Below are 24,439 nucleotides of genomic sequence, written 5' to 3'. Positions count from 1 at the left end.
CTAGGATGTCCCACTAACGGGCCGCGGCCCGTGCCGGGGTCATATCGGACAAGGAGAACACCATATGGGTGCAGTGATTGTGGAGGCCGTGCGCAGTGCGGTCGGTAAGCGTAAGGGCGGTCTGGCCGGCGTTCATCCCGCTGACCTGTCGGGCGCGGTGCTGAGCGGGCTCGTCGAGCGCGCGGGCCTGGACCCGGCGGCGGTCGAGGACGTCATCTGGGGTTGTGTCACCCAGGCCGGTGAGCAGGCCGGCGACATCGCCCGGACGGCTGCTCTGTCGGCGGGCTGGCCGGAGACGGTCAACGGTGTGACGATCGACCGCCAGTGCGGCTCGTCGCAGCAGGCAGTGAGCTTCGCCGTCGCGGTGATCGAGTCGGGTTACCAGGACGTCGTTGTCGCCGGTGGCGTCGAGTCGATGACCCGCGTCCCGATGGGGTCGCACGTCTCGGCCGAGTCGTTCCCGTACGGCGAGAAGTTCATGACCCGCTACAACGGCATAGCCCCCAACCAGGGCGTCGGTGCCGAGATGATCGCCGAGCGCTGGGGCTTTACGCGCACCCAGCTCGACGAGTTCGCGGTGGCCTCGCACGAGAAGGCCGCCGCCGCGCAGGATGCCGGCTTCTTCGCCGGTCACATCATCCCGGTTCAGACCCCCGACGGGATGTTCGACACCGACCAGGGCATCCGCCGCGGCAGCACCGTGGAGGGCCTGGCCGGGCTCAAGACCCCGTTCAAGGAGGACGGTGTCATCCACGCGGGCAACGCCTCGCAGATCTCGGACGGCGCCTCGGCCGTGCTGGTGATGAGCGAGGAGGCCGCCGCCAAGTACGGGTGCACGCCCATCGCGCGGGTGCACACCGCGACGCTGGCGGGCGACGACCCGGTCATCATGCTGACCGCCCCGATCCCGGCGACCGCCAAGGCCCTGCAGAAGTCGGGTCTGTCGATTGACGACATCGGGGTGTTCGAGGTCAACGAGGCGTTCGCCTCCGTGCCCATGGCGTGGCTCGCCGAGACCGGCGCCGACCCGGCCAAGCTCAACCCCAACGGCGGCGCGATCGCGCTCGGTCACCCGCTCGGTGGCTCAGGCGGCCGCCTGATGTCCGACATGATCGCGCATATGCGTAACGAGGGCATCAAGTACGGCCTGCAGACGATGTGTGAGGGCGGTGGCCAGGCCAACGCCACCATCATCGAGCTGCTCTGAGCCTCGCTTCACGAACTGGCAGCATCACACTTCGACCCCGGTCGCCCGCCAAGGGCGGCCGGGGTCGCGGCGTCAGACGCAGGCCGCGCCTTGGCGGGCGACCGGCGCGCCCCTCATCGAGAAGCGGATTCGGCCCACATAGCTCGAGTGACTTTGAGCCAAACCCTCTGCCGGATGAGCTTGTGCCGTGGGCAGGCCGCGGGAATGCGGTGGAGATGCCAGTAGGGATGCGGAAAAAATGCGGTAGGGATGCGGTGAGGACGCGATGGATCGACGGTGCGAGTCAGGAGCGCCGGGGTCAAGGACGCGGGCGTCAGGCGGGTACGGCTACCCGACACCGCCGGTGAGGACCACCGCGCGGCCGAGGATCTCGCCGCGGTCCAGCGCCTCGTAGGTGTCGGGCGCCTCATCGAGGCCCACGCGCCGTGAGATGACGCCGCTCAGGTCGAGCTTGCCCGCCGCGAGCATACGGATGAGGTCGGGTACATCGCGCCGGGCGCGGGCCCCGTAGGAGCCCTTGATCTGGATCTTGCGCCGGACGATGCGGGCGAGGTCCACGTCGAGGGTGGTTCCCGCCGGAGGGATGCCGACGACGACGGCGCGGCCGCCCTCCCGGGTGATGTCCACGGCCAGAGTGGTGGTGCGCGCCGAGCCCAGGGCCTCGAACGCCACGTCGACCCCGCGGCCGCCGGTGATCTCCGCGACCGCCTCGGCGGCATCGGTGTGGGACGAATTAACGGTGTGTGTTGCGCCCATTCGACGGGCGAGAGCCAGCTTGTCGTCGTCGACATCGATGGCGACGACCGCCTCGGCGCCACTGGCGGCCGACAATTGCACGATGTTCTGTCCGACCCCTCCCACGGCGATCACCGCCACCGACTCACCGGTCCGCACCTCACCCACGTTGCGAACCGCACCATAGGCGGTGAACAGCGAGCACCCCAGAATCGCGGTGTCGGTGAGGTCGAGCTCGTCCGGCAGGCGGAACACGCTCGTGGCGGGGGTGACGCTGTACTCGGCCATCCCGCCCATCGAGTACATCGACAGCGGCTCGCCGGAGGGGCGGTGCAGGCGGGTCTCGCCGTCGTACAGCGTGCCGCGCAGGCGGTTGTACGCGAAGAACGTCGAGCACAGGTCCTCCATCCCGCGCGCGCAGTTCTCGCAGGTCCCGCACGGCATGATGAACGAGCCCACCACCCGGTCACCCGGCCCGACGTTGGTAACCCCGGCGCCGACCTCGGCGACGATGCCGGAGATCTCATGGCCCAACACGCCCGGCAGTGGGAAGCCGACCTCGCCCTTCATCACGTGCAGGTCCGTGTGGCAGACCCCGCAGGCATGGTTGTGTACCAGCACCTCGCCCGCGCGGGGGGAGGGGATGGGGATGTCCTCGATCACCAGCGGCGATCCGGTCTCGACACATACGGCGGCCTTCATGGTGGCGACACTACTCAGTTGCCGCGGAGCTGTCGGCGGATCACAAATGATGATAATAGTTGCTAGCGTACATTCGGGCCGGGGCGAATCGGTCTCGAGTAGGACGAACGGGCGGAGGGCACGATGGAGGTCGGGGCCGAGGACTTCGCGGACATCCTCGCGGCGACGCGGGACTTCATCCGGACGGAACTGGTCCCCCGCGAGCAGGAGTTCGCCGACGCCGATGCGATCGACGAGGCCACCCGGGCCGCTCTGGCCGACATGGGACTGTTCGGCTACGCGATCCCGCAGCAGTGGGGCGGGCTGGGGCTGGACCTGCGGCAGGACGTGGAACTGGCGACGGAGTTCGGCTACACCAGCCTGGCCGTCCGGTCGCAGTTCGGGACCAACAACGGCATCGCCGGCCAGGTGCTGGTCGACTTCGGCACCGACGAGCAGAAGCGACAGTGGCTCGGCCGGATCGCCTCCGGCGAGGTGATCGCGTCCTTCGCCCTGACCGAGGACGGCGCCGGGTCCAACCCCGCCGGGTTGGCGACCAGGGCGGTCCGGGACGGCGACGACTGGGTGATCGACGGGACCAAGAGATTCATCACCAACGCCCCCTCGGCCGGGCTGTTCGTGGTGTTCGCCCGCACGCGGCCCGCTGACGCGGCGGGCACGGGGATCGCCGTGTTCCTCGTCCCCGCGGAAGCACCGGGCGTCTCGGTGGGGCCGAAGGACGTCAAGATGGGCCAGGAGGGCGCCTGGACCGCCGAGGTCGTGTTCCGGGGTGTGCGGGTGCCGGACTCCGCGGTGGTCGGTGGCGACGTGGATGCCGGCTACCGTGCGGCCATGACCTCGCTCGCCCGCGGCCGAATTCATATCGCCGCCGTGGCCGTGGGCTCCGCGCAGCGCGTTCTGGACGAATCCGTCGCCTACGCCGCCGCGACCACCCAGGGCGGCCGGCCGATCGGCGAATTCCAGCTGGTCCAGGCCATGCTCGCGGAGATGCAGACAGGCGTCATGGCCGGACGGGCGCTGGTCCGCGACGCAGCCGACAAATGGGTGACCGGGGAGGATCGCCGGATCGCGCCGTCCGTGGCGAAGCTGTACTGCACCGAGATGGCCGGCACGGTCGCCGATCTCGGTGTCCAGGTCCACGGCGGGACCGGCTACATGCGCGGCGTGACCGTCGAACGGATCTACCGCGACATCCGGTTGCTGCGCCTCTACGAGGGCACGAGCGAGATCCAGAAGCTCATCATCGGAGGCGGTCTGGTGCGCGCCGCGGTCAGAGCGGCGGGACCCGGATGAGCGGCCTGCCACTGGGCGGACGTACTCCGTGCGCGCAGGGACGGTCTCGTCGTCGTCACCATCTCCGGCTACGGCGGCGCCGGGCCGTACACCCTCGGACGTTTGCGGACGTAGAGCTGCCGATGGGCGCGGTTCCGGCGCTCGGGGAACACACAGAGGCGGTCCTGGCGGAGCTGGGACCCGACGGGAAAGAGGGGACATGACGGGACTTCTCGAGGGCAGAACCGCGGTGGTCACGGGCGGCGCCCGTGGAATCGGGCTGGAGATCGCGCGCACCTTCATCGAGGAGGGCGCGCGGGTGGTCCTCGGCGATATCGACGACGACGCCGGCGCCGCGGCCATCGCCGAGCTCGGCGGTGACGGCGTGGCCCGCTACATCCGTTGTGATGTTCGGGACGGGGTCGCAGTCGAGGCGATGATCGACGCCGCGGAGGACGCGTTCGGCCCCCTCGGGGTCTTCGTCAACAACGCCGGGGTGACCCGGGATGCGACGATGCGCAAGATGACCGAGGAGCAGTTCGACGACATCATCGCGATCCACCTCAAGGGGACCTGGAACGGCACCCGCGCCGCCGCCGGCCGCATGCGAGCCCACGGGTCCGGCGCGATCGTCAACATCTCGTCGATCTCCGGCAAGGTCGGACTGGTCGGCCAGACCAACTACTCCGCCGCCAAGGCGGGGATCGTGGGGCTGACCAAGGCCGCGGCCAAGGAGGTCGCGTTCGCCGGGGTGCGGGTCAACGCCGTGCAGCCCGGGCTCATCCGGACCGCCATGACGCTGGCGATGCCCGAACATATATGGGACGAGAAGATGAAGGAGATCCCGATGGGCCGCGCCGCCGAGCCGGCGGAAGTGGCCCGGGTGGTGCTGTTCCTGGCCAGCGACATGTCCAGCTATATGACCGGCACGGTCCTCGAGGTCACCGGCGGCCGACACATCTGAGGCCGCCGCTGGCGGCTCAGCCGCCCAGGTCCCAGCGGATCGGCTGCTCGAGCGCCGAGCGGTACCGCTTCTCCAGGTAGACCGTGTGGTCGGTGATGTGTCTGGACATGAGCTCGGAGGCGGCGTCGGCGTCGCGGGCGGCTATCGCGGTGTAGATCTCCTCGTGGATCGCACATGTGTGGTCGCGTTGCCGCCTCGGGTACCGGATCCCCATCGTGGCCCCGGCGAGGATGCCGACCATCGCGTCGAAGAGGTACCCGAACAAGGTGTTGCCCGAGCCCCACGCGATGAGGGCGTGGAAGCGCTCCGACTCGGCGGTGAAGGAGGCGGTGTCCGCGCTCCCGGCACGAAGAGCGTCGACGTTGGCGCCGAGTTCCTCGAGGGCCTCGGGGCTCATCCGCTGCGCCGCGAGTCGCGCGATGGAGGGTTCCATGACCGAGCGCGCCTCCATGATCGTGGCGAACGGCGCGTTCTCGAACTGCAGGAGCAGGCTCAGGGAGGCGGCGAGGGTCCCGGCGTCGGGTTGCTGGACGATCGGGCCGCCACCGGGCCCGGGCTTGAGGGTGATCGCGCCCTGGAGTTCCAGGTAACGCAACGATTCGCGTAGCGTTCCGCGGCCGACGCCGTACTCCTCGAGCATGAGGTGCTCCGGCGGCAGGCGGTCGCCGACGGTGTTGCCGCGCCGGGCGATGTCCTCGATGATCTGCTTGGCCACCAGCAGAGCCGTCTTCTGCGGGCGCGTGACGCCGCCGGCTCTCCGGGGCGTACCGGGGGAGGAGGTCATGAGGGCATCAGGACGGTGTACGCCCAATCCAGGACGTCGACATCCCCGTCGCTTCGGTGGGCGCGCACGAGCGATCGCAGTTCGAGTGCGGCGCCGCCCCCGTCCAACCGCGTGCTCTCGCCGATGATCACATCGCTGGACACCGTGTCCCCCTCGTAGACCGGTCCGGTGTGGTCGCACGACTGCCAGCCCAGGACGGTGAGCATCGACGGCAGCATGCGTGTCGCCTGGGCCAGGGCCAGTCCTATGGTGTGCCCTCCGTAGACCAGTCTGCGCCCGCCGGCCGCGCGGTGATCGTGGTGTACCTCGGCCAGATTGAGTGTGAGACGGGCGAGTTCCGGCGCGCTCGAGACCACATCGGCGCCCGATCGCAGGACCGTGCCGGCGGTCGGGGCTCCTTCGTCCGTACCCGGGACGAGAGCGGGATACGCGGTGAGATCCCAGTCGTCCGGGACCGACCAGGTGGAGCGGGGCTCGTGGCCGAACGAGGCCGGGTCGTCGGGCTGGTCGGCTGTGCCAGGATCTCCCTCGCCCGTGCCGGACCGTCGGGGCAGCATCGCGCAGCGGTGGAAATCCAGGACCGTCTGCTCGTGCTGGTCGGTCGTCGTCATACGCAGGACCGCCAATCCGGTGGGCGGGCGATCGTCCCTGTTGCGGTTGGGCTTCAGTCCCACCACCTCGGTGCGGGTCGTCAGGGTGTCGCCGATGCGGGCGAAGCGGTGGAAGCGTAGCCCGCGGTAGAACAGGTTGGCTCTGACCCGGTGCGTGACGACGGTGGACTGACCGATCGCGACATCGGTGACCAGGCCCGGGTGGGCGAGCGGTCCACCGGTGACCGCGGTGGACAGCACGCGATCGAGGGGGAGCCGGAGGCGGTCGCCCAGAACAGCCTGGTGGGCGGCGGCGAGTCCGTCGGTGAGGGTCAGCGACGGACTGTGGAACATCTGCCCCTTCCGCAGGTCGTCGAAGAACGGGCCGCCGAAGCGGACGGGACTCCTTCCCGGTTCATCGTCTCGGGCTGTAACCATGCGAATGATTATGTCGTACATTGGTCCCGGACGGGCGGAGGCCAGACGAGTGGAGCGGGGCGCGCGTGTCGGAGCTGAGCGACGAAGAGACCTATCTGATCGCCACCGTCCGCGACTTCATCGACCGGGAGGTCAAGCCGTCCGTCCGCGGGATGGAGCAGGCGGATCGGTACCCGGAGCGCTGGATCGAGCAGATGAAGCAGATCGGCATCTATGGTCTGGCCGTCTCCGAGGAGTACGACGGTACCCCGGTGTCCATGCCGTGCTACGTGAAGGTGACCGAGGAACTCGCGCGCGGTTGGATGACCCTGGCGGGCGCGATGGGTGGACACACGGTCGTCGCGACACTGCTGACCCGGTTCGGGACCGAGGAGCAGAAGAGAACCTATCTACCTCTGTTGGCGACCGGCGAGATGCGCGCGACGATGGCGCTCACCGAGCCCGCCGGGGGTTCCGATCTGCAGGCCATGACCACCGTCGCCCGGCGGGACGGCGACGACCTTGTGATCACCGGGGCCAAGATGTTCATCACCAATGCCCGCCGGTCCGGGCTCATCGCGCTGCTGTGCAAGACCGACCCGGAGGCGACTCCCCGGCACCGCGGGATGTCGATCGTGCTGGTCGAGCACGGGCCCGGGTTGACCGTCTCCCGCGATCTGCCCAAACTCGGCTACAAGGGTGTGGAGACCTGCGAGCTCTCGTTCGACGGCTACCGTACCCCGGCCACCCGGATCCTCGGCGGAGAGCCGGGCAGGGGCTTCGGGCAGATGATGACGGGGCTGGAGACCGGACGGATCCAGGTGGAGAGCCGGGCCCTCGGCGTGGCGGCGGCCGCGCTCGAGGACTCACTGGACTACGCGCAGGAGCGCGAGTCGTTCGGCCAGCCCATCTGGAAACACCAGGCCGTGGGACACCACCTGGCAGATATGGCCACCAAGCTCACCGCCGCCCGGCAGCTGACCCTGTCGGCCGCGAGGAAGTTCGATGCGGGCCAGCGCTGCGACATGGAGGCGGGCATGGCCAAACTGTTCGCCTCCGAGGTGGGGATGGAGATCGCGCTGGACGCGGTCCGTATCCACGGCGGCTACGGCTACTCCACCGAGTTCGACGTCGAACGCTACTTCCGCGACGCCCCGCTGATGATCGTCGGCGAGGGCACCAACGAGATCCAACGCAACGTCATCGCGGCACAACTCGTCGCACGAGGAGGACTGGAATGACCACAGCACCCCGGGTGTTCGAGGGGATCGCGGGAATCGAGGCCGCGATAGGGGAGCACGTCGGCTACAGCTCCTGGATGGAGATCACGCAGGAGCGGGTGGACGCCTTCGCCGATGCCACCGGTGATCACCAGTGGATCCACGTCGACCCGGTCCGCGCGGCCGAGGGCCCCTACGGCGCGACCATCGCGCACGGCTATCTCACCCTGTCGTTGGTGCCGCTGCTCGGCGCCGAGGTCATGGAGATCCGGGGCTTCGGGATGATGATCAATTACGGGCTCGACAAGGTCCGCTTTCCTGCTGCCGTGCCCGTCGGGTCCCGGATCCGGGCCGGCATCGAACTCACCTCGTTGCAGCGCAAGACCTCCGGCGTCCAGCTCAACAGCCTCGTCACCGTCGAGATCGACGGCGCGGACCGCCCCGCGCTCGTCGCCGAGACCGTCCGCCTGATGGTCGAGTGACGACAGCGGACTGGCAGGAGTGCGGAGTTCACCTCAACTTAACTACAGGGATGTGATTCCGGCGTAGCGTCAGGCCCAACGGTCGGTGGGGAAGCCGACCGTCGGGAGGTCCCAGCCGATGATCGACGAACGCGATCGGGAGGGGGCCGGCACCCGGCCCCGTCACCACCCGGTGACCTGGCCCGACCGGTCCATCCCGAACCGCCTGCGGGTGCCGCGGGTCAGGAGCGCGCCGTGACCGACACCGTACGTACCTACGTCCTCGACACCTCGGTTCTGCTGTCCGATCCGTGGGCCGTCACCCGCTTCGCCGAGCACCACGTGGTGCTGCCCATCGCGGTGATCGGGGAACTCGAGGCCAAGCGTCACCACCCCGAGCTGGGCTACTACGCCCGCGAGGCGCTACGTCTGCTGGAGGACCTGCGGCTGCGCAACGGCCGACTCGACGGCGACCTCATCGTCACCGATGTCGGCGGCACCCTGCGCGTCGAGCTCAACCACACCGACCAGTCCGTCCTGCCCTCGGGCTTCCGCAACACCGGGAACGACTCCCGCATCCTGGCGTGCGCGCTCAACCTGCGGGCCGAGGGCGCCGAGACCGTCCTGGTGTCCAAGGACATCCCGCTGCGCGTCAAGGCCGGGTCCGTGGGGCTGCCGGCGGATGAGTACCACGCCCAGGACGTCGTGCTCACCGGGTACCGCGGCGTCGACGATCTGCCCACCACCCAGGAGCTCGTCGACGGATTGTTCGCCGACGGACGGGTGAGCCCCCTGGCGGCCCGCGCCGCCGGACTCGACGCCGCCACGCCCGTGCACTGCGGCGTACGCGTGCAGACCGAATCCTCGTCGGCACTGGCGCGGGTGACCGACGACGGTGGGCTCCGGCTCGTCCGCGGCGACGTCGAGGTATTCGGCCTGCGCGGGCGCTCCGCAGAGCAGCGCATCGCGATCGACTGCCTGTTGGACGAGTCGATCGGGATCGTGTCCCTCGGTGGTCGCGCGGGCACGGGCAAGTCGGCACTCGCCCTGTGTGCCGGACTGGAGTCGGTTCTCGAGCGGCGCCGGCACCGCAAGATCGTCGTGTTCCGGCCCCTCTACGCGGTCGGCGGTCAGGAACTCGGCTACCTGCCCGGCAGCGAGTCGGAGAAGATGTCACCCTGGTCGCAGGCCGTGTTCGACACGCTCGAGGGCCTGGTCAGCGAGAACGTCATCGACGAGGTCATGGACCGCGACATCCTCGAGGTGCTTCCCCTGACCCATATCCGCGGGCGGAGTCTGCACGATTCGTTCGTGATCGTCGACGAGGCGCAGTCACTCGAGCGCAACGTCCTGCTCACCGTGCTGTCCCGCCTCGGTAGCGGGTCCCGGGTCGTTCTCACCCACGACGTCGCCCAGCGCGACAACCTGCGCGTCGGCAGGCATGACGGGATCCAGGCGGTGGTCGAGAAGCTCAAGGGGCACCCGCTGTTCGCCCACGTCACGCTGAGCCGGTCGGAGCGGTCGGCGATCGCCGAGCTCGTCACCACGATGCTCGAGGAGTTCCATCCCGACGGCACCCCGGGGGAGCTGCGGCGCATCCGCGCGGCCTGACCCACGCGTCAGCACCCCACCCGGCCGGGAGAGAGGGCCGGGCAGGGGGCTGACACCCGGAGGTCGTAGTCTCAGCGCTCGCGGTCGAGCCCGGTCATCCCCAGCACGTCGAGCCGACGGTCGAGCTCCTCCTCGCTCAACGGATCCGGCACGAAACCGAGCGCGATGACGGCCTCGCGGATCGTCATCCCCTCGGCGAGGGCGTGCTTGGCCACGCGCGCGGCCTCCTCGTAGCCGATCGCGGAGTTGAGCGGCGTGACGATCGACGGCGAGGATTCGGCCAGCCGCCGCATCCGGTCGGCATCCGGCTCGATCCCGTCGATGCACCGCTGCGCGAACAACTCGGACGAGGTCGATAGGATCCGCACCGACTCGAGAACATTGCGGGCCATCAGCGGGATGGCGGTGTTGAGCTCGAACGCTCCGCTGGCACCGGCCCAGGCGACCGCGGCGTCGTTGCCCACCACCTGTGCGGCGACCTGCGCGACCGTCTCACACAGGACAGGGTTGACCTTGCCTGGCATGATGGAGGATCCGGGCTGCAGGTCGGGGAGATGCACCTCGGACAGGCCGGTCATGGGGCCGGAGCCCATCCATCGGATGTCGTTCGCGATCTTGGTCAGCGACACCGCGACGGTGCGGAGTGCGCCCGACAGCTCGACCAGCCCGTCGCGGGCGGACTGCGCCTCGAAGGGGTCCACGGCCAACCGCAGCTCCTCCAGCCCGGTGAGGGAGCGCAGCTCCTCGACGACCGCCGAACCGAAGCCGTCAGGGGCGTTGAGTCCGGTGCCGGCAGCGGTGCCGCCGATCGGCAACTCGCCCACGCGGGGCAGCGTCGCGCAGACCCGCTCGATCCCGGCCCGGATCTGACGGGCGTACCCGCCGAACTCCTGGCCCAGCGTCACCGGGACCGCGTCCATGAGATGGGTGCGGCCGGCCTTGACGACCTCGCGCCACTGCTCCGACCTGGCCTCGAAGGACTCGGCCAGCACGGTCAGCGCCGGGATGAGATCGCCGATCACGACCTCGGTCGCCGCGACATGGGTTGCCGTGGGGAACGTGTCGTTCGACGACTGCGACATGTTCACGTCGTCGTTCGGATGGACCGTCACGCCCGCGTCGGCGCACAGTGAGGCGATGACCTCGTTGGTGTTCATGTTGGAACTGGTGCCCGAGCCGGTCTGGAACACGTCCACCGGGAAGTGCTCGTCCACCTCGCCCTCGGCGATCCGGTCGGCGGCCGCCACGATCGCATCGACCTTTGCCCGGTCGAGCAGACCGAGTTGGCCGTTGACGGCCGCGCACGCGGACTTGAGCAGACCGAGCGCGCGGATCTGGGCGCGCTCCAGGCCCCGGCCCGAGACGGGGAAGTTCTCCACGGCGCGCTGGGTCTGCGCCCGCCACAAGGCGTCGACGGGCACCCGCACCTCGCCCATCGTGTCGTGTTCGATTCGGAATCCACTCTGATCGGCCATGTTCGCCAGAGTAGGCGCGCCCGGCGCTCTCCGCAGGGGAGCGGCGCGCTCTTGCGCGCGCCCGCCACGAAAAGAGCTTTCCGCACACGCCTTCTTGGACGACGTGTGCGGAACGCTCTTATGGACGGAACCGTCAGCCGGTGGTGTCAGGCGTCCTGGCCGTAGTCGACCGCCGAGAACTCGCGAAGCTTCTCCATCTTGTGGCGACCCTCGACGTGGCGGACCGTGCCCGACTTAGAGCGCATGACGAGAGAGCGGGTGATGGCGCCGTTGGCGCGGTAGCTGACGCCGCGCACCATGTCGCCGTTGGTGATGCCGGTGGCGGCGAAGAAGCAGTTGTCGCCCTTGACCAGGTCGTCGGTGGTGAGGATCGCGTCGACATCCAGACCGGCGTCGACGGCCTTCTGACGCTCGGCGTCGTCCTGGGGCCACAGCTGGCCCTGGATCTCGCCGCCCATGCACTTCATGGCGCAGGCCACGATGATGCCCTCCGGGGTACCGCCGACGCCCATGAGCATGTCGACCGAGCTGCCGTCGGTGGCGGTGGCGACCGCACCCGCGACGTCACCATCCATGATCAGACGGACCTTGGCGCCGGCGGCGCGGATCTCGGCGATCAGCTCCGCGTGGCGGGGGCGGTCCAGGACGCAGACCGTCAGGTCGCCCACATCGATGTTCTTGGCCTCGGCGACCGAGCGGATGTTCCACTCCGTGGACTCGGCCAGGTCGATCTTGCCGACGGCCTCGGGGCCCACGGCGATCTTGCGCATGTAGAACACCGCCGACGGATCGAACATCGCGCCGCGCTCGGCCACCGCGATCACGGCGATCGAGTTGGGGCGCCCCTCGGCCATGAGGCGCGTGCCGTCGATCGGGTCCACGGCCACGTCGACGGCGGGCCCGGAGCCGGTGCCGACCCGCTCGCCGTTGTAGAGCATGGGCGCCTCGTCCTTCTCGCCCTCGCCGATCACCACGACGCCGTCCATCTCGACCGTCGAGATGAGCTCGCGCATCGCGTCGACCGCGGCGCCGTCGCCACCGTTCTTGTCACCCCGCCCGACCCAGCGGCCGGCCGCCAGCGCGGCGGCCTCGGTCACGCGGACCAACTCCATGGCGAGATTTCGATCAGGGCGCTTGGCGTCAGACATGTATCGTCGGGCTCCTCGGATTGGCTCCGCGCGCGGGCGATGACGGGCGCGGCTCGGCTGTGGTGGTCGACACTCATTGTTCCACGTCGGGGGCAGTGCCGTAGACCGACCGTCGGTCGCGCGGCGGCGAGGTGGGATACTGGCGGTCGTGGCCGAGGCGAAACCGAGAATCCTGCAGGGCAACCGCGACATGTTCTGGTCGGTGGTGGTGCTCATGGTGATCGTCGGCGTCTTCGCCGGCGTCGCCGGACAATGCGCCTTCTCGCCGTCCGGGCCGGAGCAGGGCCCGATCCGCGAGTTCGACGCCGCGGCGTCGCTCGCCGAGGACGCCCGCACCCTCGACTTCCCGATCCGTTCGCCCGAGGTCCCCGAGGGATGGACGTCGAACTCCGGTCGCGTCCAGTCGCTGGGCGGATTCACCTCCAGCCACGTCGGCTGGGTGACGGGGGAGCGCAGCTACATCGAGCTCGTCCAGACCGACGCGCCGGAGGACGTGGTCCGGATGGTCGACGGCGAGCCGCGTCCGAGCCGCACCATGGTGCCGATCTCGGGCCGCGAGTGGTCCGTCTACAACGGGGACGACGTGCGTCCTGTCTGGGTGCTCGACACCGGAGACACGCGGGTCGCCGTGACCGGCTCCGCGCCGAACTCCGATTTCGAGACCATGGCCACCGCGGTGCAGGACTCCGAGCCGCTGCCTACCGGCTAGGGGCACCCGGTCGGGGCCGCCAGCTTCAGCCGCGGTCGGCGTCGGCTCCGTCGTCCTCGCCCAGAACCGCGTCGATGCGCTTGCGCGCGCCGTCCAGGTGCTCGGTGCACCGCGCGGCGAGCTCCTCGCCCCGCTCCCACAGCGCCAGCGACGAGTCGAGGTCCTGTCCGCCGGCCTCGAGGATCCGCACCACCTCGATCAGTTCGTCGCGGGCCTTCTCGTATCCGAGTTCGGAGACGGGGATCTGTTCGTCGGACATCAGGACTGCTCCTCGGAGGTGGGGGAGGTGGGCGGGGTGGGGTCGGGATCCGGTGCCCGGGTGGGACGGCCGGCGGCCGGGGTGGCGCCGAGCACCGCGGCGGAGAGTGCCCCGTCGGAGACCCGGATGCGCAGCTGCGAGCCGGGCGGGGCGTCGGCGATGGACGAGACCACTCGGCCGTCGTTCGGGCCCGCCACGGACTGCACTACCGCGTAGCCCCGAGCGAGCGTGGCCGCCGGGCCCAGGGTGGTCAATCGCGCTGACAGGTGGCCCAGCGACGTGGACTCCGAGTCGATGATGCGGGTGATGTCGCGGCGGGCGGCGCGTAGTGCCTCGGCCACGATCTCGGCTCGCGAGTCCACGAGTCCGTGCGGGTTGGCCATGCAGGGGCGGGAACGCACCGCGGTGAGCTGGTGCTGCTCGCGGTCCACCCAGGCGCGCAGGGCCCGCGCGGTACGGGCGCGCGCCTCGGCGATGCGGCGCCGCTCCTCGACCACGTCGGGGACGACCCGCTTGGCCGCGTCGGTGGGCGTGGCGGCGCGCAGGTCGGCCACCAGATCGGACAGGGGGGAGTCCGGCTCGTGGCCGATCGCGCTGACCACCGGCGTGCGGCACGTGGAGATGGCACGGATCAGCGCCTCGTCGGAGAACGGCAGGAGGTCCTCGACGGAGCCGCCGCCGCGCGCGAGGATGATGACGTCGACGACGGGGTCGGCATCGAGCTCCGCCAGCGCATCGAGGATCTGGGGCACCGCCGAGACGCCCTGGACGGCGGTGTTGCGGACCGCGAACCGGACGTCGGGCCAGCGACCCCGGGCCACCTCCACGACATCGCGCTCGGCGGCACTCGCGCGTCCGGTGATCAGACCCACGCAGGCGGGCAGGAACGGCAGCGGGCGCTTCAGACGCGGATCGAACAGCCCCTCGGCGGACAGGGCCTGCTTGAGCCGCTCGATCCGGGCGAGCAGCTCGCCCACGCCGACCGGACGGATCTCCGAGACCTGCAACGAGAATGAGCCGCGACCAGTGTAGAAGCGCGGGGTGCCGCGGATCACGACCCGGCTGCCCTCGGTGACCGGCACCGGCGCCTCGGAGATGAGGCGAGGCGGGCAGGTGAGGGTCAACGAGTTGTCGACCGACGGGTCCCGGAGCGTCAGGAACGCGGTGCGTGTGCCCGGGCGCAGACTCAACTGGGTGATCTGGCCCTCGACCCAGACCGCGCCCAGCCGGTGGATCCACGCGGCGATCTGGTCGGAGACGACCCGCACCGGCCACGGCTGTTCCGGGCTGCTCTTGGCCCCGGGTGCCGAGCCGCTCACGGGTGCCGGGGGGAGACGCGGCCGGACGGGACGTCGGCGCCACCCGCATCCGCCTCGCCGGTCATCGGATCGTCGGTCACGAGGTCCTCGTCGAACGTCGCCCACTCGGGCTGGTCGGTGCGCGCGGGAAACACTGCCGCGATCACCCGGTCACCCTTGACCGCGAGATCGGTGAGCCGCTGACCTGCGTGGAGGTACGACTGGACGAGGGAGCCGGCGAGCTTGACCGGGACGCCGGGAATCGTGGACACCGCGTCCGCCGCACGACCTGGCAGCGCCACGACACCCTCCACCGCGGTGGCGGCGAGGCCGATCGTGGCACGGGTGAGGAACAGGGGGCGGAGCATGCGAACCTTCCTGCCGGGGGAGGCCCGGAGACGTAATGGTCGAAATCCAGTATGAACCGTACCCTGGGGTCATGACCGAGCAGACCGACATGATCGCCGAACCGGCAACCAAGCGAGTGCTTCTCGCGGAACCGCGTGGCTACTGTGCCGGTGTCGACCGGGCCGTCGAGACCGTGGAGAAGGCACTGGAGAAGCACGGTGCCCCGCTGTACATGCGCAAGGAGATCGTCCACAACAAGTACGTGGTGGAGCAGTTCACCGACCGTGGCGTGATCTTCGTCGACGAGACCGATGAGGTCCCCCGCGGAGCCAACCTCGTGTTCTCCGCACACGGCGTTTCCCCCGCCGTCCGCGATAGTGCCAAGAGTCTCGAGCTCCGCACATTCGATGCGACCTGCCCGCTGGTGACCAAGGTGCACACCGAGGTCAAGCGCTTCGCCCGCGAGGGCTACCAGATCCTCCTCGTGGGCCACGAGGGGCACGAGGAGGTCGAGGGCACCGCGGGTGAGGCACCCGACGTGGTGACCCTGGTCGACGGACCCGATTCCGTGGACGCCCTGGACGTGCCGGTCGACACGGAGAAGCTCATCTGGCTCTCCCAGACCACGCTGAGCGTGGACGAGACCATGGAGACGGTGCGTCGCCTCAAGGCGAAGTACCCCACGCTCATCGATCCACCCTCGGACGACATCTGTTATGCCACGCAGAACCGGCAGAGCGCGGTCAAGGCGATGGCCCCCGACTGTGACCTGGTGATCGTGGTGGGGTCGACCAACTCCTCCAACTCGGTGCGCCTCGTCGAGGTGGCCCTCCAGGCCGGCGCGCGCGACGCACACCTGGTGGACTACGCCAAGGAGATCGACCTGTCGTGGCTCGAGGGAGTTACCACCGTGGGTGTCACCTCAGGCGCCTCGGTGCCCGAGATCCTCGTGCGCGGTGTGGTGGACCTGCTCGCCGAGCACGGCTACAACGACGTCGACACCGTACGTACCGCGCAGGAGACGATCACGTTCGCGCTGCCGCGCGAGCTCCGGATCACCGAGAAGAACAAGGCCTGATCGGATTTTTCCCGCGGGAGCCGATCGGCCTCTCCGACACGACGCGCCCCGGGCGCGCCCGGCCTCAGCGGCGGGCGTGTGCCGGGGCGCTCCGCTGGGGACGCGCGACGGGCCGCGAGTTCCGTGGCTCCAGGACGTAGGCGCGGATCAGCGCGAGCGCGATCACCACGACGGTGGTGGTGATCATCAGGGGAAACCGGGTGGCCAGGGGCAGGCCGATCGAGATGATCTGGGTGCGGGAGAACAGCCCCGAGCCCCCGCCCACGCCGGCGATCACGTAGACGAGCGGCACCAGGATCGCCATCACGATCGGCGGCTGCACGCCGGCGACGAACAGCGAACGGCGCGAGACCATCAGCACCGCGAGGACACAGCCGACGAAGAACAAGACGGTGAACGCCGCACCGAGCTCACCGGAGAGCGAATCGATCGCCACCCCGGTCAGCGAGATGGCCACCGTCAGCAGGACCGCAGTCCATGCGGGCAGTCCACGCATCGAGGACACGACAGACCTCTCGTCCGCCGGCACCCGTCCACTCCTGCGTCTACTCACGGGACAAGACTCTAACCCTCGAGCCTGCGAGCGAGGAATCGACCGAAGCGGCGCAGCGGGTTCGGCTTCTGCTCCGCGGGCGACGGGCGGTTACCGGTCACGGCGTCCGGATCGACCGGGCCGGGCTCGGGAAGCTCACCCTGTGTCGGCACCAGATCGTCGCCGCCGGGAGCGGTGGCGGCGTTGTCGTCGTCGTCCCCGACACTCTCGCCGGTGCCCGTGGCGACGCGCCCGCCCGCGGTTCCCGTCGCGGCGATGTGGGGCTTCTCGTCGATCATCCCGGCCATGATCGCGCTGCTGCTCTTGCGCAGCGGAGCGAACCGCGAGCTGGACATCTCGCCGAGCCACGCCGTGAGTCGGCCCTCATCCGTCGCGGAGGCCAGATCCGATGCCGTGACGTCGCCCGTGCGCAGGTCGATCTGCTCGCCGAGGTACCTCAGGATCACCGCGACCACCGCCAGCACGGGCACGGCGAGGAACGCGCCGATGATGCCGAACAGGGTGCCACCCGCCGCGACGCCCAGCAGGACCACGACCGGGTGCAGGTTCATGGCGCGGGACTGCAGGATCGGCTGGAGCACGTTGCCCTCCAGCTGCTGCACCGCGATGATCACGACGAGCACGATGATCGCCGTGGTCAAACCGTTGGCCACCAGCGCGATGAGCACCGCGAGCGCGCCGGCCGTGAACGCACCCACGATGGGGATGAAGCCGGCGATGAACGTGATGACCGCCAGCGCCCACGCCAGCGGCACGCCGAGGATCACCAGCGCGAGTCCGATGAGCGCCGCGTCGACGAACGAGACGATCGCCTGGGTACGGATGTACCCGCCCAGGGTGTTCCAGCTGCGGGTGAGCACCTCGGTGAGGTGACGGCCCGCGTTGCGGCCCGCGACCCGGCGCACCAACGGCAGGAACCGCGGCCCATCCTTGATGAAGAAGAACGTGAGGACCAGGACCATGACGACGGTGACGACGAGCGAGCCGACGGCGCTCACACCGGTGAACACGCCGTTGGCGATCTGGTCACCGCGGTCCTGAAGGGTGGTGCTGAGCTGGTTGAGAACCCCGTCGAGCTGCTCGTCCCGGATGTTGAGCGGGGGCCCGCGCAGCCAGTCCTGCACCGTGCCGATCGCCTCCGACGTCTGGTCGGCCAGCTGGACGCTCTGCTCGACGATCGACGGCGCGATGAGGGCGATCACTCCGGCGACGACGCCCAGCGATCCGAGGATCGAGATGAGCGCGGCGAGGGACTTGGGGACGTGGTGTCTCGTCATCCAGCCCGTCGGCGGCCACAGCACGGTGGCGACGATGAGCGCCAGCAGGATCGGCAGAATGCCGACCCACAGGGCGCCGCCGACCCGGGACAGCAGCCAACCGGCCACCAGGACGATGGCCAGGCGCAGTGCCCAGTCCGTGAGCCAGCGGCCCCCGATCCCGAGTAGTACTGAACGGTCGACATGCTGGTCGTCGGAGTCCTGCGTGGGCGGACGTACCGGCTCGTCACTCATGGGGTTCATGATGTCAGAGGGAGCGGCGGTGTGCTGCCGGACACCGGCGTGGGTGGCGAGGCGGGCCGGCAGGGGAGTGGGACGTAGACTCGGGTCCCGTGAGCCTCACCCTCGGAATCGTCGGACTGCCCAACGTCGGGAAGTCGACCCTGTTCAATGCCCTGACGAACAACGACGTACTCGCGGCGAACTATCCGTTCGCCACGATCGAACCCAACGTCGGCGTCGTGGACCTGCCCGATCCGCGGCTGAACCGCCTGGCCGAGATCTTCGGCTCGGAGCGGATCCTGCCGGCCGTGGTGTCCTTCGTGGACATCGCCGGCATCGTCAAGGGCGCGAGCACCGGTGAGGGAATGGGCAACAAGTTCCTCGCGAACATTCGCGAGGCCGACGCCATCTGCCAGGTGGTGCGGGTGTTCGACGACCCGGACGTCATCCACGTCGACGGCAAGGTCGACCCGATGTCCGACATCGAGGTGATCGCCACCGAGCTGATCCTCGCGGACCTCGAGACGGTCGAGAAGGCCATCCCGCGCCTGGAGAAGGACTCCCGCAAGGACAAGTCACTCGCGCCGGTCCTGGACGAGGTCCGCAAAGCTCAGGCCGTGCTAGGGGAAGGCCGGACCCTGTTCAAGGCGCAGGACGAGATCGACCGCGGACTGCTGCGCGACCTGCACCTCATGACGGCGAAGCCGTTCCTGTATGTGTTCAACGCCGACGAGGCGGTGCTGACCAGCGACGAGCGCAAGGCCGAGCTGACCGCCGCCGTGGCGCCGGCCGACGCCGTGTTCCTCGACGCCAAGGTCGAGGCCGAGCTGCTCGAGCTCGACGAGGACGACGCCATGGAGCTCCTCGAGTCGATCGGCCAGACCGAGCCCGGCCTCGCGGCACTCGCCCGCGCCGGGTTCCACACCCTCGGGTTGCAGACCTACCTCACCGCCGGCCCCAAGGAGTCGCGCGCCTGGACCATCCGCAAGGGCGACACCGCGCCCAAGGCGGCCGGCGTGATCCACACCGACTTCGAGAAGGGCTTCATCAAGGCCGAGATCGTGTCGTTTTCCGACCTCGACGAGCACGGTTCCATGGCTGCTGCGAAGGCCGCCGGCAAGGTCCGTATGGAGGGCAAGGACTACGTGATGGTCGACGGAGACGTGGTGGAGTTCCGGTTCAACGTGTGAGTCGGGCGGTCACCGAGCATGCGTGCCGACGTTGATCACATTGCCTGACGCGTCGCGGTAGAAGAACCGGGCGACGCCCCATTCTTCTGTCGTGAGAGGGTGCACGATCTCGAGACCTGCCGCCACGGTGCGGTCGTACGCGATCTGGACGTCATCCACGAAGACGGAGACGTCGGGGTTCTCGGGAGCTGTGTCATCGGCGGTGATCAGGCTCAGCTGATGGCCTGCAGAGTCAGCCAGCGTGACGATCCACCCGTGGTCCATGACGACTTCGAGCCCTAGTACCGTGACGTGTTCATTGACCGCCCGTCCGAGGTCTGTGACCGTCAGATCGGGAACGATTCGTTCGATGCTCATGACAGCACCATCGCCCCCTGCGATTCGCCGCACAAGAGAATGGTGTGTGCCGGGGCTCGGTGGGATGCCGGTTTACCATGCAGTAACCGGGACATCGCGCACCTCGATCCGGATCCGATCACGCGGAACCGCCGCGCCTCAGGAGGACTTCCATGACCCGTTACCGCTTCTTCACCGCCTCGACCCTCGATGGGTTTCTGGCCGACGATGAGCACTCCCTGGCCTGGCTGTTCAAGCACGACATCGACGAGAACGGGCCGGACAACACCGCGGCGTTCCTCGTCGATGTGGGGGCCCAGGTCATGGGCTCGTCCACGTATATGTGGGTGCTCGAGCACGACCGTGAGTGGCTGCCGGAGATCCCCACCTTCGTGTTCACCCACCGCAGTCTGGAGGCGGTGAACGAGCATGTTTCCTTCGTCGCCGGGGACCCTGCGGATCATCGCGGGGCTCTTGAATCCGCGGCCGGCGGCCGCGATGTGTGGGTGATGGGGGGTGGTGGCATCGCGGCCGAATTCGCCGGGGCCGGGATGCTCGACGAGGTGGTGGTCTCGATCGCGCCCGTGACCCTCGGTTCGGGAAAGCCGCTGTTCGGCGGTGCCTTCGATCTCGAACTCAAGGGGTGCGAGCGGAACCGTGACTTCGTGGTGGTCCGGTACGACGTCCAGGGGCCACTGACAAGCCCTTGAAAACGCGCGCGGTCGAGCCCAGCTGACGTGATGAACGCGCGAGCTGTGCCACGGGGTCGCCCGGGATCCGGATGACTGAACCCTAGCTACCTCACTGCCTCGGTCAGGGACGCGGCAGAAATCTCCTCGCGAACGATGTGTGCTCCCGCGCTGAGCGCGCTCAACTTCGCGAGCGCGATGTCCCGGGGGAAGGGCGCCATCCCGCAGTTCGTGCTCGGCAGGAGTTTGTCCGCGTCGACGAACTCGAGTGCCCGCCGGAGGGTGGCGGCGACTTCCTGCGGGGTCTCGACCCGCTCGTCTGCCACGTCGATCGCCCCGAGCATGACCTTCTTGCCCCGGACGAGCTCGACGAGGTCAATCGGGACACGAGAGTTGTGGCACTCCAGCGAGATGATGTCGATGCTGGATTGCTGCAGGAGGGGAAACGACTCCTCATACTGTCGCCATTCCGACCCGAGGGAGGCCTTCCAGTCGGTGTTGGCCTTGATCCCGTAGCCGTAGCAGATGTGTACCGCGGTCTCCGCGCGTAGTCCCTCGGCTGCTCGTTCCAGTGCCGCCACGCCCCAGTCCTTCATCTCGTCGAAGTAGACGTTGAACGCGGGCTCGTCGAACTGGATGATGTCGACCCCCGCGGCCTCGAGATCGCGGGCCTCCTGGTTGAGGATCGTCGCGAACTCCCACGCCAACTTCTCTCGGCTCTTGTAGTGGCCGTCGTAGAGCGTGTCGATCATCGTCATGGGGCCGGGGAGCGCCCACTTGATCGGCTGATCGGTCTGCTGCCGGAGAAACCTCGCGTCGTCGACGAACACGGGCTCGGAGCGGCTCACGTCGCCGATCACCGTAGGCACGCTCGCGTTGTAGCGGTCGCGGATCCGGACGGTCTCGCGCTGCTCGAAGTCGACGCCGTCCAGATGCTCGATGAACGTGGTGACGAAGTGCTGACGGGTCTGCTCGCCGTCGCTGACGATGTCGATACCGCGGTTGCTCTGTTCGTGGGCTGCGATGCGAAGTGCGTCCTGTTTGCCCTCGATCAGCTCGTCGCCCTGCAACCGCCAGGGCGACCAGAGGACTTCCGGCTGGGCGAGCCACGAGGGCTTGGGCAGGCTGCCGACGGTAGACGTGGGCAGGATTCGGTTCATGGTCGACTTTCCTCCGGTGGTCATCCGACGAGAACGGGGTTGCGGGCGGCCCACTGCTCGAGGAGTTCTCGGTGCGGCTTGATGAAGTGTTCTTCCGTGTAGGCACCCTGTTTTTTCGCGAGCTGACTGCGCTCGTCGCGGTCGTAGACGATCGGGGTACGCGAGTAGTCCTGTTGATCCAAGGATGGCCGGTAGACCTCAGCGGCGGGCGAGTGAGCGTTGTAGATCTCTGGCCGATAGATCTTCTGGAACGTCTCCATGACGCTGATCGTGCCGATGAGCTGCAGGTCCGAGTAGTCGTTGAGCAGATCGCCGCGGAAATAGAACGCGAGCGGGGCGACCCCGCCGGGCGGCATGAAATACCTGACCTGGAGACCCATCTTGTGGAAGTACTCGTCGGTCAACGAGTAGTCGTCCTGCTGGTACTCCACGCCGAGAGTCGGGTGGTGGCTCCCGGTCCGGCGATAGGTCCTGCTCGTCGACACGCTGATGCAGATCACGGGATCCACCTCGAATCGTTCCCCGAACGCCGCGGAGTCGAGAAAATGCTGAAACAGCTTGCCGTGCAGGACACCGAAGTCGCCGGGCACGGTGAACTCGGAGCTTCCCTCGTTGACCGCCGGCAGCCGGACGCTGAAGTCGTAGTCGCGGACGTAGGACGAGAAATTGTTGCCCACGATCCCCGGCAGGCGGTGCCCGGTCCGGTGGTCGACGATCTGGATATCCAGCACCTCGATCAGCGGGAACCGGTGATTGGCATCGGCCGTATGGAACTGTAGGTCCGCTGAAACGATCTTGAGGTCGACCGAATAGCGGTCCCCGGTCGGATTATCCCGGCGTGCGAGGTCGTTGAATCGGTGGTTGATCATCGACAGGGTTCGGCGGAGATTCTGCTGCCGGTGCTCGCCCCGGGCCAGGTTGGCGAAGTTCGTGGTGGCCCGAGAGCTCTCCGACGGCGAGTAGTTCTCGTCGAAGCGGGTGGTGGTGATGCTGAACGTGAGTTCGTTCGACATGTACGTCCAATTCAGGGCTTGGTCGGCCGGGCTCGGCGCTACGGAAATTCTGTATCCCCATCCTGCAGTCCCAGTTCAGATATCGGGTAACTATCGTTTACTATGGATCGCTATAGCCTGTAGCTATGCATCGAGAATCCAGAGGTATCACACTCCAGCAGCTGCACTACTTCATCGAGGTCGCCGCGGAGGGCTCGATCACCGGCGCTGCGGAGTTGCTGTACGTCGCCCAGCCGACCATGTCTGCCGCGATGAAGGACCTTGAATCCCGAGTGGGGCGCACCCTCCTCGTTCGTTCTGCCCGGGGGGTGACGCTGACCGACGAGGGTGCGGAGTTCCTCGGCTACGCCCGGCAGGTCGTCGAACAGATGTCGCTCTTGGAGCAGCGATACCTCGGTCAGCCACCGTCCCGCCGGCTGCTCGGGGTGTCGGCGCAGCATTACTCGTTCGTGGTGGAGGCGTTCATCCGGATGGTGCGGTCCGGCGACGCTCAACAGTACGAGTTCTCGCTTCGCGAAACCCGGACCTGGGACATCATCGAGGATGTCCGCACACTCCGCAGCGAGGTGGGCGTTCTCTACCGGAACGACTTCAACCGCAAGGTCATCGACAAACTCCTTCGGGATTCCGGGCTGGTCTTTCACCCGCTCTTCGCGGCGGTACCGCACATCTTCATCTCCCGGCAGAACCCGCTGGCCTCCCGGGATCGCGTCACACTCGACGATCTGGCTGACCTGCCGCGGCTCACTTTCGATCAGGGCGCGAACAACTCGTTCTACTTCGCCGAGGAGATCCTCTCCACCCTGTCGAGCAAGCGGGAGATCCGGGTCTCCGACCGCGCGACCATCTTCAACCTCATGATCGGACTCGACGGCTACACGATCTCGACCGGCATCATCAGTGACGACCTCGACCCGGAGATCGTCGCCATCCCGCTCGAGGTGGACGAGAGCATCGAGATCGGCTGGATCAGCCATTCCGGGATCCCGCTCACCGGGCAGGCGCAGCGCTACCTCGCCGAGGTGCGGGCTGTCGTCGCGGCATACGGAATCGAGCTGATCGACTCGCGGTGAACGCCGCAGTTCCGACGGTGGTGATCACCTCGTCGTCGTATGAACCAACGGTGTGCAGGTGACTGGCGGCGTCGGCGGTCTTACTCCGAATCGGGGCGGCGCCGGTTCGCCTTGATCGCGCCGCGTCGGGTCTTCGCCTCCAGGCGGCGACGCCGTGACCCCCTGGTCGGGCGGGTCGGGCGCCGCGGGACGGCCGGGGCGACGGCGTCGCGCAGCAGTTCGGAGAGGCGGGAACGGGCCGCCGCTCGGTTGCGCCTCTGGGAGCGTTCCTCGGAGGCGGCGACGGTCAGCACGGTGCCGTCAAGCCGGGCGTCCAGATTGCGCAGCGCCCGAGATCGCTGCGCGTCGTCGAGGGCGGAGGTGGTGGCCAGATCGAGGCTGAGCTGGACCCGTGAATCGGTGGTGTTGACGCCCTGCCCGCCGGGGCCGGAGGAACGGGAGAACAGCTCGACGAGTTCATTTGCTGGCACTCGGAGGCCATGAGGCGCACCCGGGCCGAGAGGGATGAGCAGATCGTCCATAGTTCTATTGTCCCGAGGTTCTCGAGGTTCCCGCCGGTCGCAGGTGGCAGTCGAAGTTCGATCACGCCCACCGAGCCTGTCAAGATTTCTGTGTATGCGGGTGGTCAGAGATATTGGTTGATGCGGT

At 68.4% G+C, this 24,439-nt stretch carries 25 protein-coding genes; 11 read left to right on the top strand and 14 right to left on the bottom strand.

Features of this window, described 5'->3' with window-relative positions; genetic code table 11:
• Positions 1 to 64: 64 nt before the first annotated feature.
• Positions 65 to 1,207 carry a thiolase family protein gene (locus ACWGLC_RS13060; protein ID WP_452100289.1) on the top strand — a complete coding sequence of 381 codons (1,143 nt, stop codon included), beginning with the start codon at positions 65 to 67 and terminating at the stop codon, positions 1,205 to 1,207.
• A 327-nt stretch (positions 1,208 to 1,534) separates the two neighbouring features.
• On the opposite strand, the gene ACWGLC_RS13055 is transcribed toward ACWGLC_RS13060, so the two are convergent.
• Positions 1,535 to 2,644, bottom strand: a complete 1,110-nt coding sequence (locus ACWGLC_RS13055; RefSeq protein WP_452100288.1) for a zinc-binding dehydrogenase — start codon at positions 2,642 to 2,644, stop codon at positions 1,535 to 1,537.
• A 123-nt stretch (positions 2,645 to 2,767) separates the two neighbouring features.
• Between ACWGLC_RS13055 and ACWGLC_RS13050 the strand changes: the two genes are divergently transcribed.
• Together ACWGLC_RS13050 and fabG are read left to right on the top strand one after the other, a co-directional pair.
• Positions 2,768 to 3,937, top strand: coding sequence for an acyl-CoA dehydrogenase family protein (locus ACWGLC_RS13050; RefSeq protein WP_452100287.1), 1,170 nt, complete (start codon positions 2,768 to 2,770; stop codon positions 3,935 to 3,937).
• A gap of 199 nt (positions 3,938 to 4,136) precedes the next feature.
• Positions 4,137 to 4,880, top strand: coding sequence for a 3-oxoacyl-ACP reductase FabG (gene fabG / locus ACWGLC_RS13045; protein ID WP_452100286.1), 744 nt, complete (start codon positions 4,137 to 4,139; stop codon positions 4,878 to 4,880).
• A 16-nt stretch (positions 4,881 to 4,896) separates the two neighbouring features.
• Here the strand turns inward: fabG and ACWGLC_RS13040 are convergent, their stop codons facing one another.
• Positions 4,897 to 5,664, bottom strand: a complete 768-nt coding sequence (locus ACWGLC_RS13040; protein WP_452100285.1) for a FadR/GntR family transcriptional regulator — start codon at positions 5,662 to 5,664, stop codon at positions 4,897 to 4,899.
• Positions 5,661 to 6,692 carry a MaoC family dehydratase gene (locus ACWGLC_RS13035; RefSeq protein WP_452100284.1) on the bottom strand — a complete coding sequence of 344 codons (1,032 nt, stop codon included), beginning with the start codon at positions 6,690 to 6,692 and terminating at the stop codon, positions 5,661 to 5,663. The genes ACWGLC_RS13040 and ACWGLC_RS13035 overlap by 4 nt, the downstream gene beginning before the upstream one ends.
• Positions 6,693 to 6,757: 65 nt before the next feature.
• Between ACWGLC_RS13035 and ACWGLC_RS13030 the strand changes: the two genes are divergently transcribed.
• From ACWGLC_RS13030 to ACWGLC_RS13020, 3 genes are all read left to right on the top strand, one after another.
• Positions 6,758 to 7,912, top strand: coding sequence for an acyl-CoA dehydrogenase family protein (locus ACWGLC_RS13030; RefSeq protein WP_452100283.1), 1,155 nt, complete (start codon positions 6,758 to 6,760; stop codon positions 7,910 to 7,912).
• Positions 7,909 to 8,373, top strand: coding sequence for a MaoC family dehydratase (locus ACWGLC_RS13025; RefSeq protein WP_452100282.1), 465 nt, complete (start codon positions 7,909 to 7,911; stop codon positions 8,371 to 8,373). Before ACWGLC_RS13030 ends, ACWGLC_RS13025 begins: the two co-directional genes overlap by 4 nt.
• Positions 8,374 to 8,607: 234 nt before the next feature.
• Complete coding sequence (locus tag ACWGLC_RS13020) at positions 8,608 to 9,963, top strand: PhoH family protein (RefSeq protein ID WP_452100281.1); 1,356 nt, start codon at positions 8,608 to 8,610, stop codon at positions 9,961 to 9,963.
• 71 nt (positions 9,964 to 10,034) lie between these two features.
• Here the strand turns inward: ACWGLC_RS13020 and ACWGLC_RS13015 are convergent, their stop codons facing one another.
• On the bottom strand, positions 10,035 to 11,438 hold the full coding sequence (locus ACWGLC_RS13015; protein ID WP_452100280.1) for a class II fumarate hydratase: 1,404 nt from the start codon (positions 11,436 to 11,438) through the stop codon (positions 10,035 to 10,037).
• Positions 11,439 to 11,584: 146 nt separating this feature from the next.
• Positions 11,585 to 12,586 (bottom strand): class II fructose-bisphosphatase, encoded by a 1,002-nt coding sequence (gene glpX / locus ACWGLC_RS13010; protein WP_452100279.1) that lies wholly within the window; start codon positions 12,584 to 12,586, stop codon positions 11,585 to 11,587.
• 148 nt (positions 12,587 to 12,734) lie between these two features.
• Between glpX and ACWGLC_RS13005 the strand changes: the two genes are divergently transcribed.
• Complete coding sequence (locus ACWGLC_RS13005) at positions 12,735 to 13,295, top strand: DUF4245 domain-containing protein (RefSeq protein WP_230930625.1); 561 nt, start codon at positions 12,735 to 12,737, stop codon at positions 13,293 to 13,295.
• Between the two features lie 25 nt (positions 13,296 to 13,320).
• Here ACWGLC_RS13005 and ACWGLC_RS13000 read toward each other — a convergent pair whose 3' ends face one another.
• From ACWGLC_RS13000 to ACWGLC_RS12990, 3 genes are read right to left on the bottom strand one after another with little or no spacing between them, the layout of a single operon-like run.
• Positions 13,321 to 13,554 carry an exodeoxyribonuclease VII small subunit gene (locus ACWGLC_RS13000; protein ID WP_452100278.1) on the bottom strand — a complete coding sequence of 78 codons (234 nt, stop codon included), beginning with the start codon at positions 13,552 to 13,554 and terminating at the stop codon, positions 13,321 to 13,323.
• Positions 13,554 to 14,873 (bottom strand): exodeoxyribonuclease VII large subunit, encoded by a 1,320-nt coding sequence (xseA, locus tag ACWGLC_RS12995; RefSeq protein WP_452100277.1) that lies wholly within the window; start codon positions 14,871 to 14,873, stop codon positions 13,554 to 13,556. The genes ACWGLC_RS13000 and xseA overlap by 1 nt, the downstream gene beginning before the upstream one ends.
• Positions 14,870 to 15,220, bottom strand: a complete 351-nt coding sequence (locus ACWGLC_RS12990) for a hypothetical protein (protein WP_452100276.1) — start codon at positions 15,218 to 15,220, stop codon at positions 14,870 to 14,872. The genes xseA and ACWGLC_RS12990 overlap by 4 nt, the downstream gene beginning before the upstream one ends.
• A gap of 71 nt (positions 15,221 to 15,291) precedes the next feature.
• Between ACWGLC_RS12990 and ACWGLC_RS12985 the strand changes: the two genes are divergently transcribed.
• Positions 15,292 to 16,278, top strand: coding sequence for a 4-hydroxy-3-methylbut-2-enyl diphosphate reductase (locus ACWGLC_RS12985; RefSeq protein ID WP_230930621.1), 987 nt, complete (start codon positions 15,292 to 15,294; stop codon positions 16,276 to 16,278).
• A gap of 64 nt (positions 16,279 to 16,342) precedes the next feature.
• Here ACWGLC_RS12985 and ACWGLC_RS12980 read toward each other — a convergent pair whose 3' ends face one another.
• Together ACWGLC_RS12980 and ACWGLC_RS12975 are read right to left on the bottom strand one after the other, a co-directional pair.
• On the bottom strand, positions 16,343 to 16,831 hold the full coding sequence (locus ACWGLC_RS12980) for a DUF6542 domain-containing protein (RefSeq protein ID WP_452100275.1): 489 nt from the start codon (positions 16,829 to 16,831) through the stop codon (positions 16,343 to 16,345).
• Positions 16,832 to 16,842: 11 nt separating this feature from the next.
• Entirely contained in the window at positions 16,843 to 18,342 is a 1,500-nt protein-coding gene (locus tag ACWGLC_RS12975; RefSeq protein ID WP_452100274.1) for an AI-2E family transporter, read from the bottom strand.
• A 98-nt stretch (positions 18,343 to 18,440) separates the two neighbouring features.
• Here ACWGLC_RS12975 and ychF point away from each other — a divergent pair, with 98 nt between their 5' ends.
• Positions 18,441 to 19,520 carry a redox-regulated ATPase YchF gene (gene ychF / locus ACWGLC_RS12970; RefSeq protein ID WP_452100273.1) on the top strand — a complete coding sequence of 360 codons (1,080 nt, stop codon included), beginning with the start codon at positions 18,441 to 18,443 and terminating at the stop codon, positions 19,518 to 19,520.
• A gap of 9 nt (positions 19,521 to 19,529) precedes the next feature.
• Here the strand turns inward: ychF and ACWGLC_RS12965 are convergent, their stop codons facing one another.
• The gene (locus ACWGLC_RS12965; RefSeq protein WP_452100272.1) at positions 19,530 to 19,877 is read right to left on the bottom strand and encodes a VOC family protein; all 348 of its coding nucleotides are present in this window, start codon (positions 19,875 to 19,877) and stop codon (positions 19,530 to 19,532) included.
• Positions 19,878 to 20,029: 152 nt separating this feature from the next.
• Between ACWGLC_RS12965 and ACWGLC_RS12960 the strand changes: the two genes are divergently transcribed.
• Entirely contained in the window at positions 20,030 to 20,566 is a 537-nt protein-coding gene (locus tag ACWGLC_RS12960) for a dihydrofolate reductase family protein (protein ID WP_452100271.1), read from the top strand.
• An 86-nt stretch (positions 20,567 to 20,652) separates the two neighbouring features.
• Here the strand turns inward: ACWGLC_RS12960 and ACWGLC_RS12955 are convergent, their stop codons facing one another.
• Both ACWGLC_RS12955 and ACWGLC_RS12950 read right to left on the bottom strand, forming a co-directional pair.
• Entirely contained in the window at positions 20,653 to 21,705 is a 1,053-nt protein-coding gene (locus ACWGLC_RS12955) for a methionine synthase (protein WP_452100270.1), read from the bottom strand.
• Between the two features lie 20 nt (positions 21,706 to 21,725).
• A complete protein-coding gene (locus ACWGLC_RS12950; protein WP_452100269.1) occupies positions 21,726 to 22,718 on the bottom strand; it encodes a putative oxygenase MesX in 993 nt (330 codons plus the stop codon).
• Positions 22,719 to 22,843: 125 nt separating this feature from the next.
• On the opposite strand from ACWGLC_RS12950, the gene ACWGLC_RS12945 reads away from it, so the two are divergent.
• Positions 22,844 to 23,791: a LysR family transcriptional regulator gene (locus ACWGLC_RS12945; protein WP_452100268.1), complete on the top strand. Its 948-nt coding sequence runs from the start codon at positions 22,844 to 22,846 to the stop codon at positions 23,789 to 23,791.
• Positions 23,792 to 23,871: 80 nt separating this feature from the next.
• Here the strand turns inward: ACWGLC_RS12945 and arfB are convergent, their stop codons facing one another.
• Positions 23,872 to 24,312, bottom strand: a complete 441-nt coding sequence (gene arfB / locus ACWGLC_RS12940; RefSeq protein ID WP_452100267.1) for an alternative ribosome rescue aminoacyl-tRNA hydrolase ArfB — start codon at positions 24,310 to 24,312, stop codon at positions 23,872 to 23,874.
• Positions 24,313 to 24,439: the final 127 nt, after the last annotated feature.

This window comes from Dietzia sp. NPDC055877 (genome assembly GCF_053615975.1).
This window is presented reverse-complemented; position numbering and strand designations above follow the sequence as displayed.

Bases quoted from the DNA above. Each gene is read 5' to 3' on its own strand.
- ACWGLC_RS13060 (WP_452100289.1), top strand. From the start codon at position 65: ATGGGTGCAGTGATTGTGGAGGCCGTGCGCAGTGCGGTCGGTAAGCGT.
- ACWGLC_RS13055 (WP_452100288.1), bottom strand. From the start codon at position 2,644: ATGAAGGCCGCCGTATGTGTCGAGACCGGATCGCCGCTGGTGATCGAG.
- ACWGLC_RS13050 (WP_452100287.1), top strand. From the start codon at position 2,768: ATGGAGGTCGGGGCCGAGGACTTCGCGGACATCCTCGCGGCGACGCGG.
- fabG (WP_452100286.1), top strand. From the start codon at position 4,137: ATGACGGGACTTCTCGAGGGCAGAACCGCGGTGGTCACGGGCGGCGCC.
- ACWGLC_RS13040 (WP_452100285.1), bottom strand. From the start codon at position 5,664: ATGACCTCCTCCCCCGGTACGCCCCGGAGAGCCGGCGGCGTCACGCGC.
- ACWGLC_RS13035 (WP_452100284.1), bottom strand. From the start codon at position 6,692: ATGGTTACAGCCCGAGACGATGAACCGGGAAGGAGTCCCGTCCGCTTC.
- ACWGLC_RS13025 (WP_452100282.1), top strand. From the start codon at position 7,909: ATGACCACAGCACCCCGGGTGTTCGAGGGGATCGCGGGAATCGAGGCC.
- ACWGLC_RS13015 (WP_452100280.1), bottom strand. From the start codon at position 11,438: ATGGCCGATCAGAGTGGATTCCGAATCGAACACGACACGATGGGCGAG.
- glpX (WP_452100279.1), bottom strand. From the start codon at position 12,586: ATGTCTGACGCCAAGCGCCCTGATCGAAATCTCGCCATGGAGTTGGTC.
- ACWGLC_RS13000 (WP_452100278.1), bottom strand. From the start codon at position 13,554: ATGTCCGACGAACAGATCCCCGTCTCCGAACTCGGATACGAGAAGGCC.
- ACWGLC_RS12990 (WP_452100276.1), bottom strand. From the start codon at position 15,220: ATGCTCCGCCCCCTGTTCCTCACCCGTGCCACGATCGGCCTCGCCGCC.
- ACWGLC_RS12985 (WP_230930621.1), top strand. From the start codon at position 15,292: ATGACCGAGCAGACCGACATGATCGCCGAACCGGCAACCAAGCGAGTG.
- ACWGLC_RS12975 (WP_452100274.1), bottom strand. From the start codon at position 18,342: ATGAGTGACGAGCCGGTACGTCCGCCCACGCAGGACTCCGACGACCAG.
- ACWGLC_RS12965 (WP_452100272.1), bottom strand. From the start codon at position 19,877: ATGAGCATCGAACGAATCGTTCCCGATCTGACGGTCACAGACCTCGGA.
- ACWGLC_RS12960 (WP_452100271.1), top strand. From the start codon at position 20,030: ATGACCCGTTACCGCTTCTTCACCGCCTCGACCCTCGATGGGTTTCTG.
- ACWGLC_RS12955 (WP_452100270.1), bottom strand. From the start codon at position 21,705: ATGAACCGAATCCTGCCCACGTCTACCGTCGGCAGCCTGCCCAAGCCC.
- ACWGLC_RS12950 (WP_452100269.1), bottom strand. From the start codon at position 22,718: ATGTCGAACGAACTCACGTTCAGCATCACCACCACCCGCTTCGACGAG.
- ACWGLC_RS12945 (WP_452100268.1), top strand. From the start codon at position 22,844: ATGCATCGAGAATCCAGAGGTATCACACTCCAGCAGCTGCACTACTTC.
- arfB (WP_452100267.1), bottom strand. From the start codon at position 24,312: ATGGACGATCTGCTCATCCCTCTCGGCCCGGGTGCGCCTCATGGCCTC.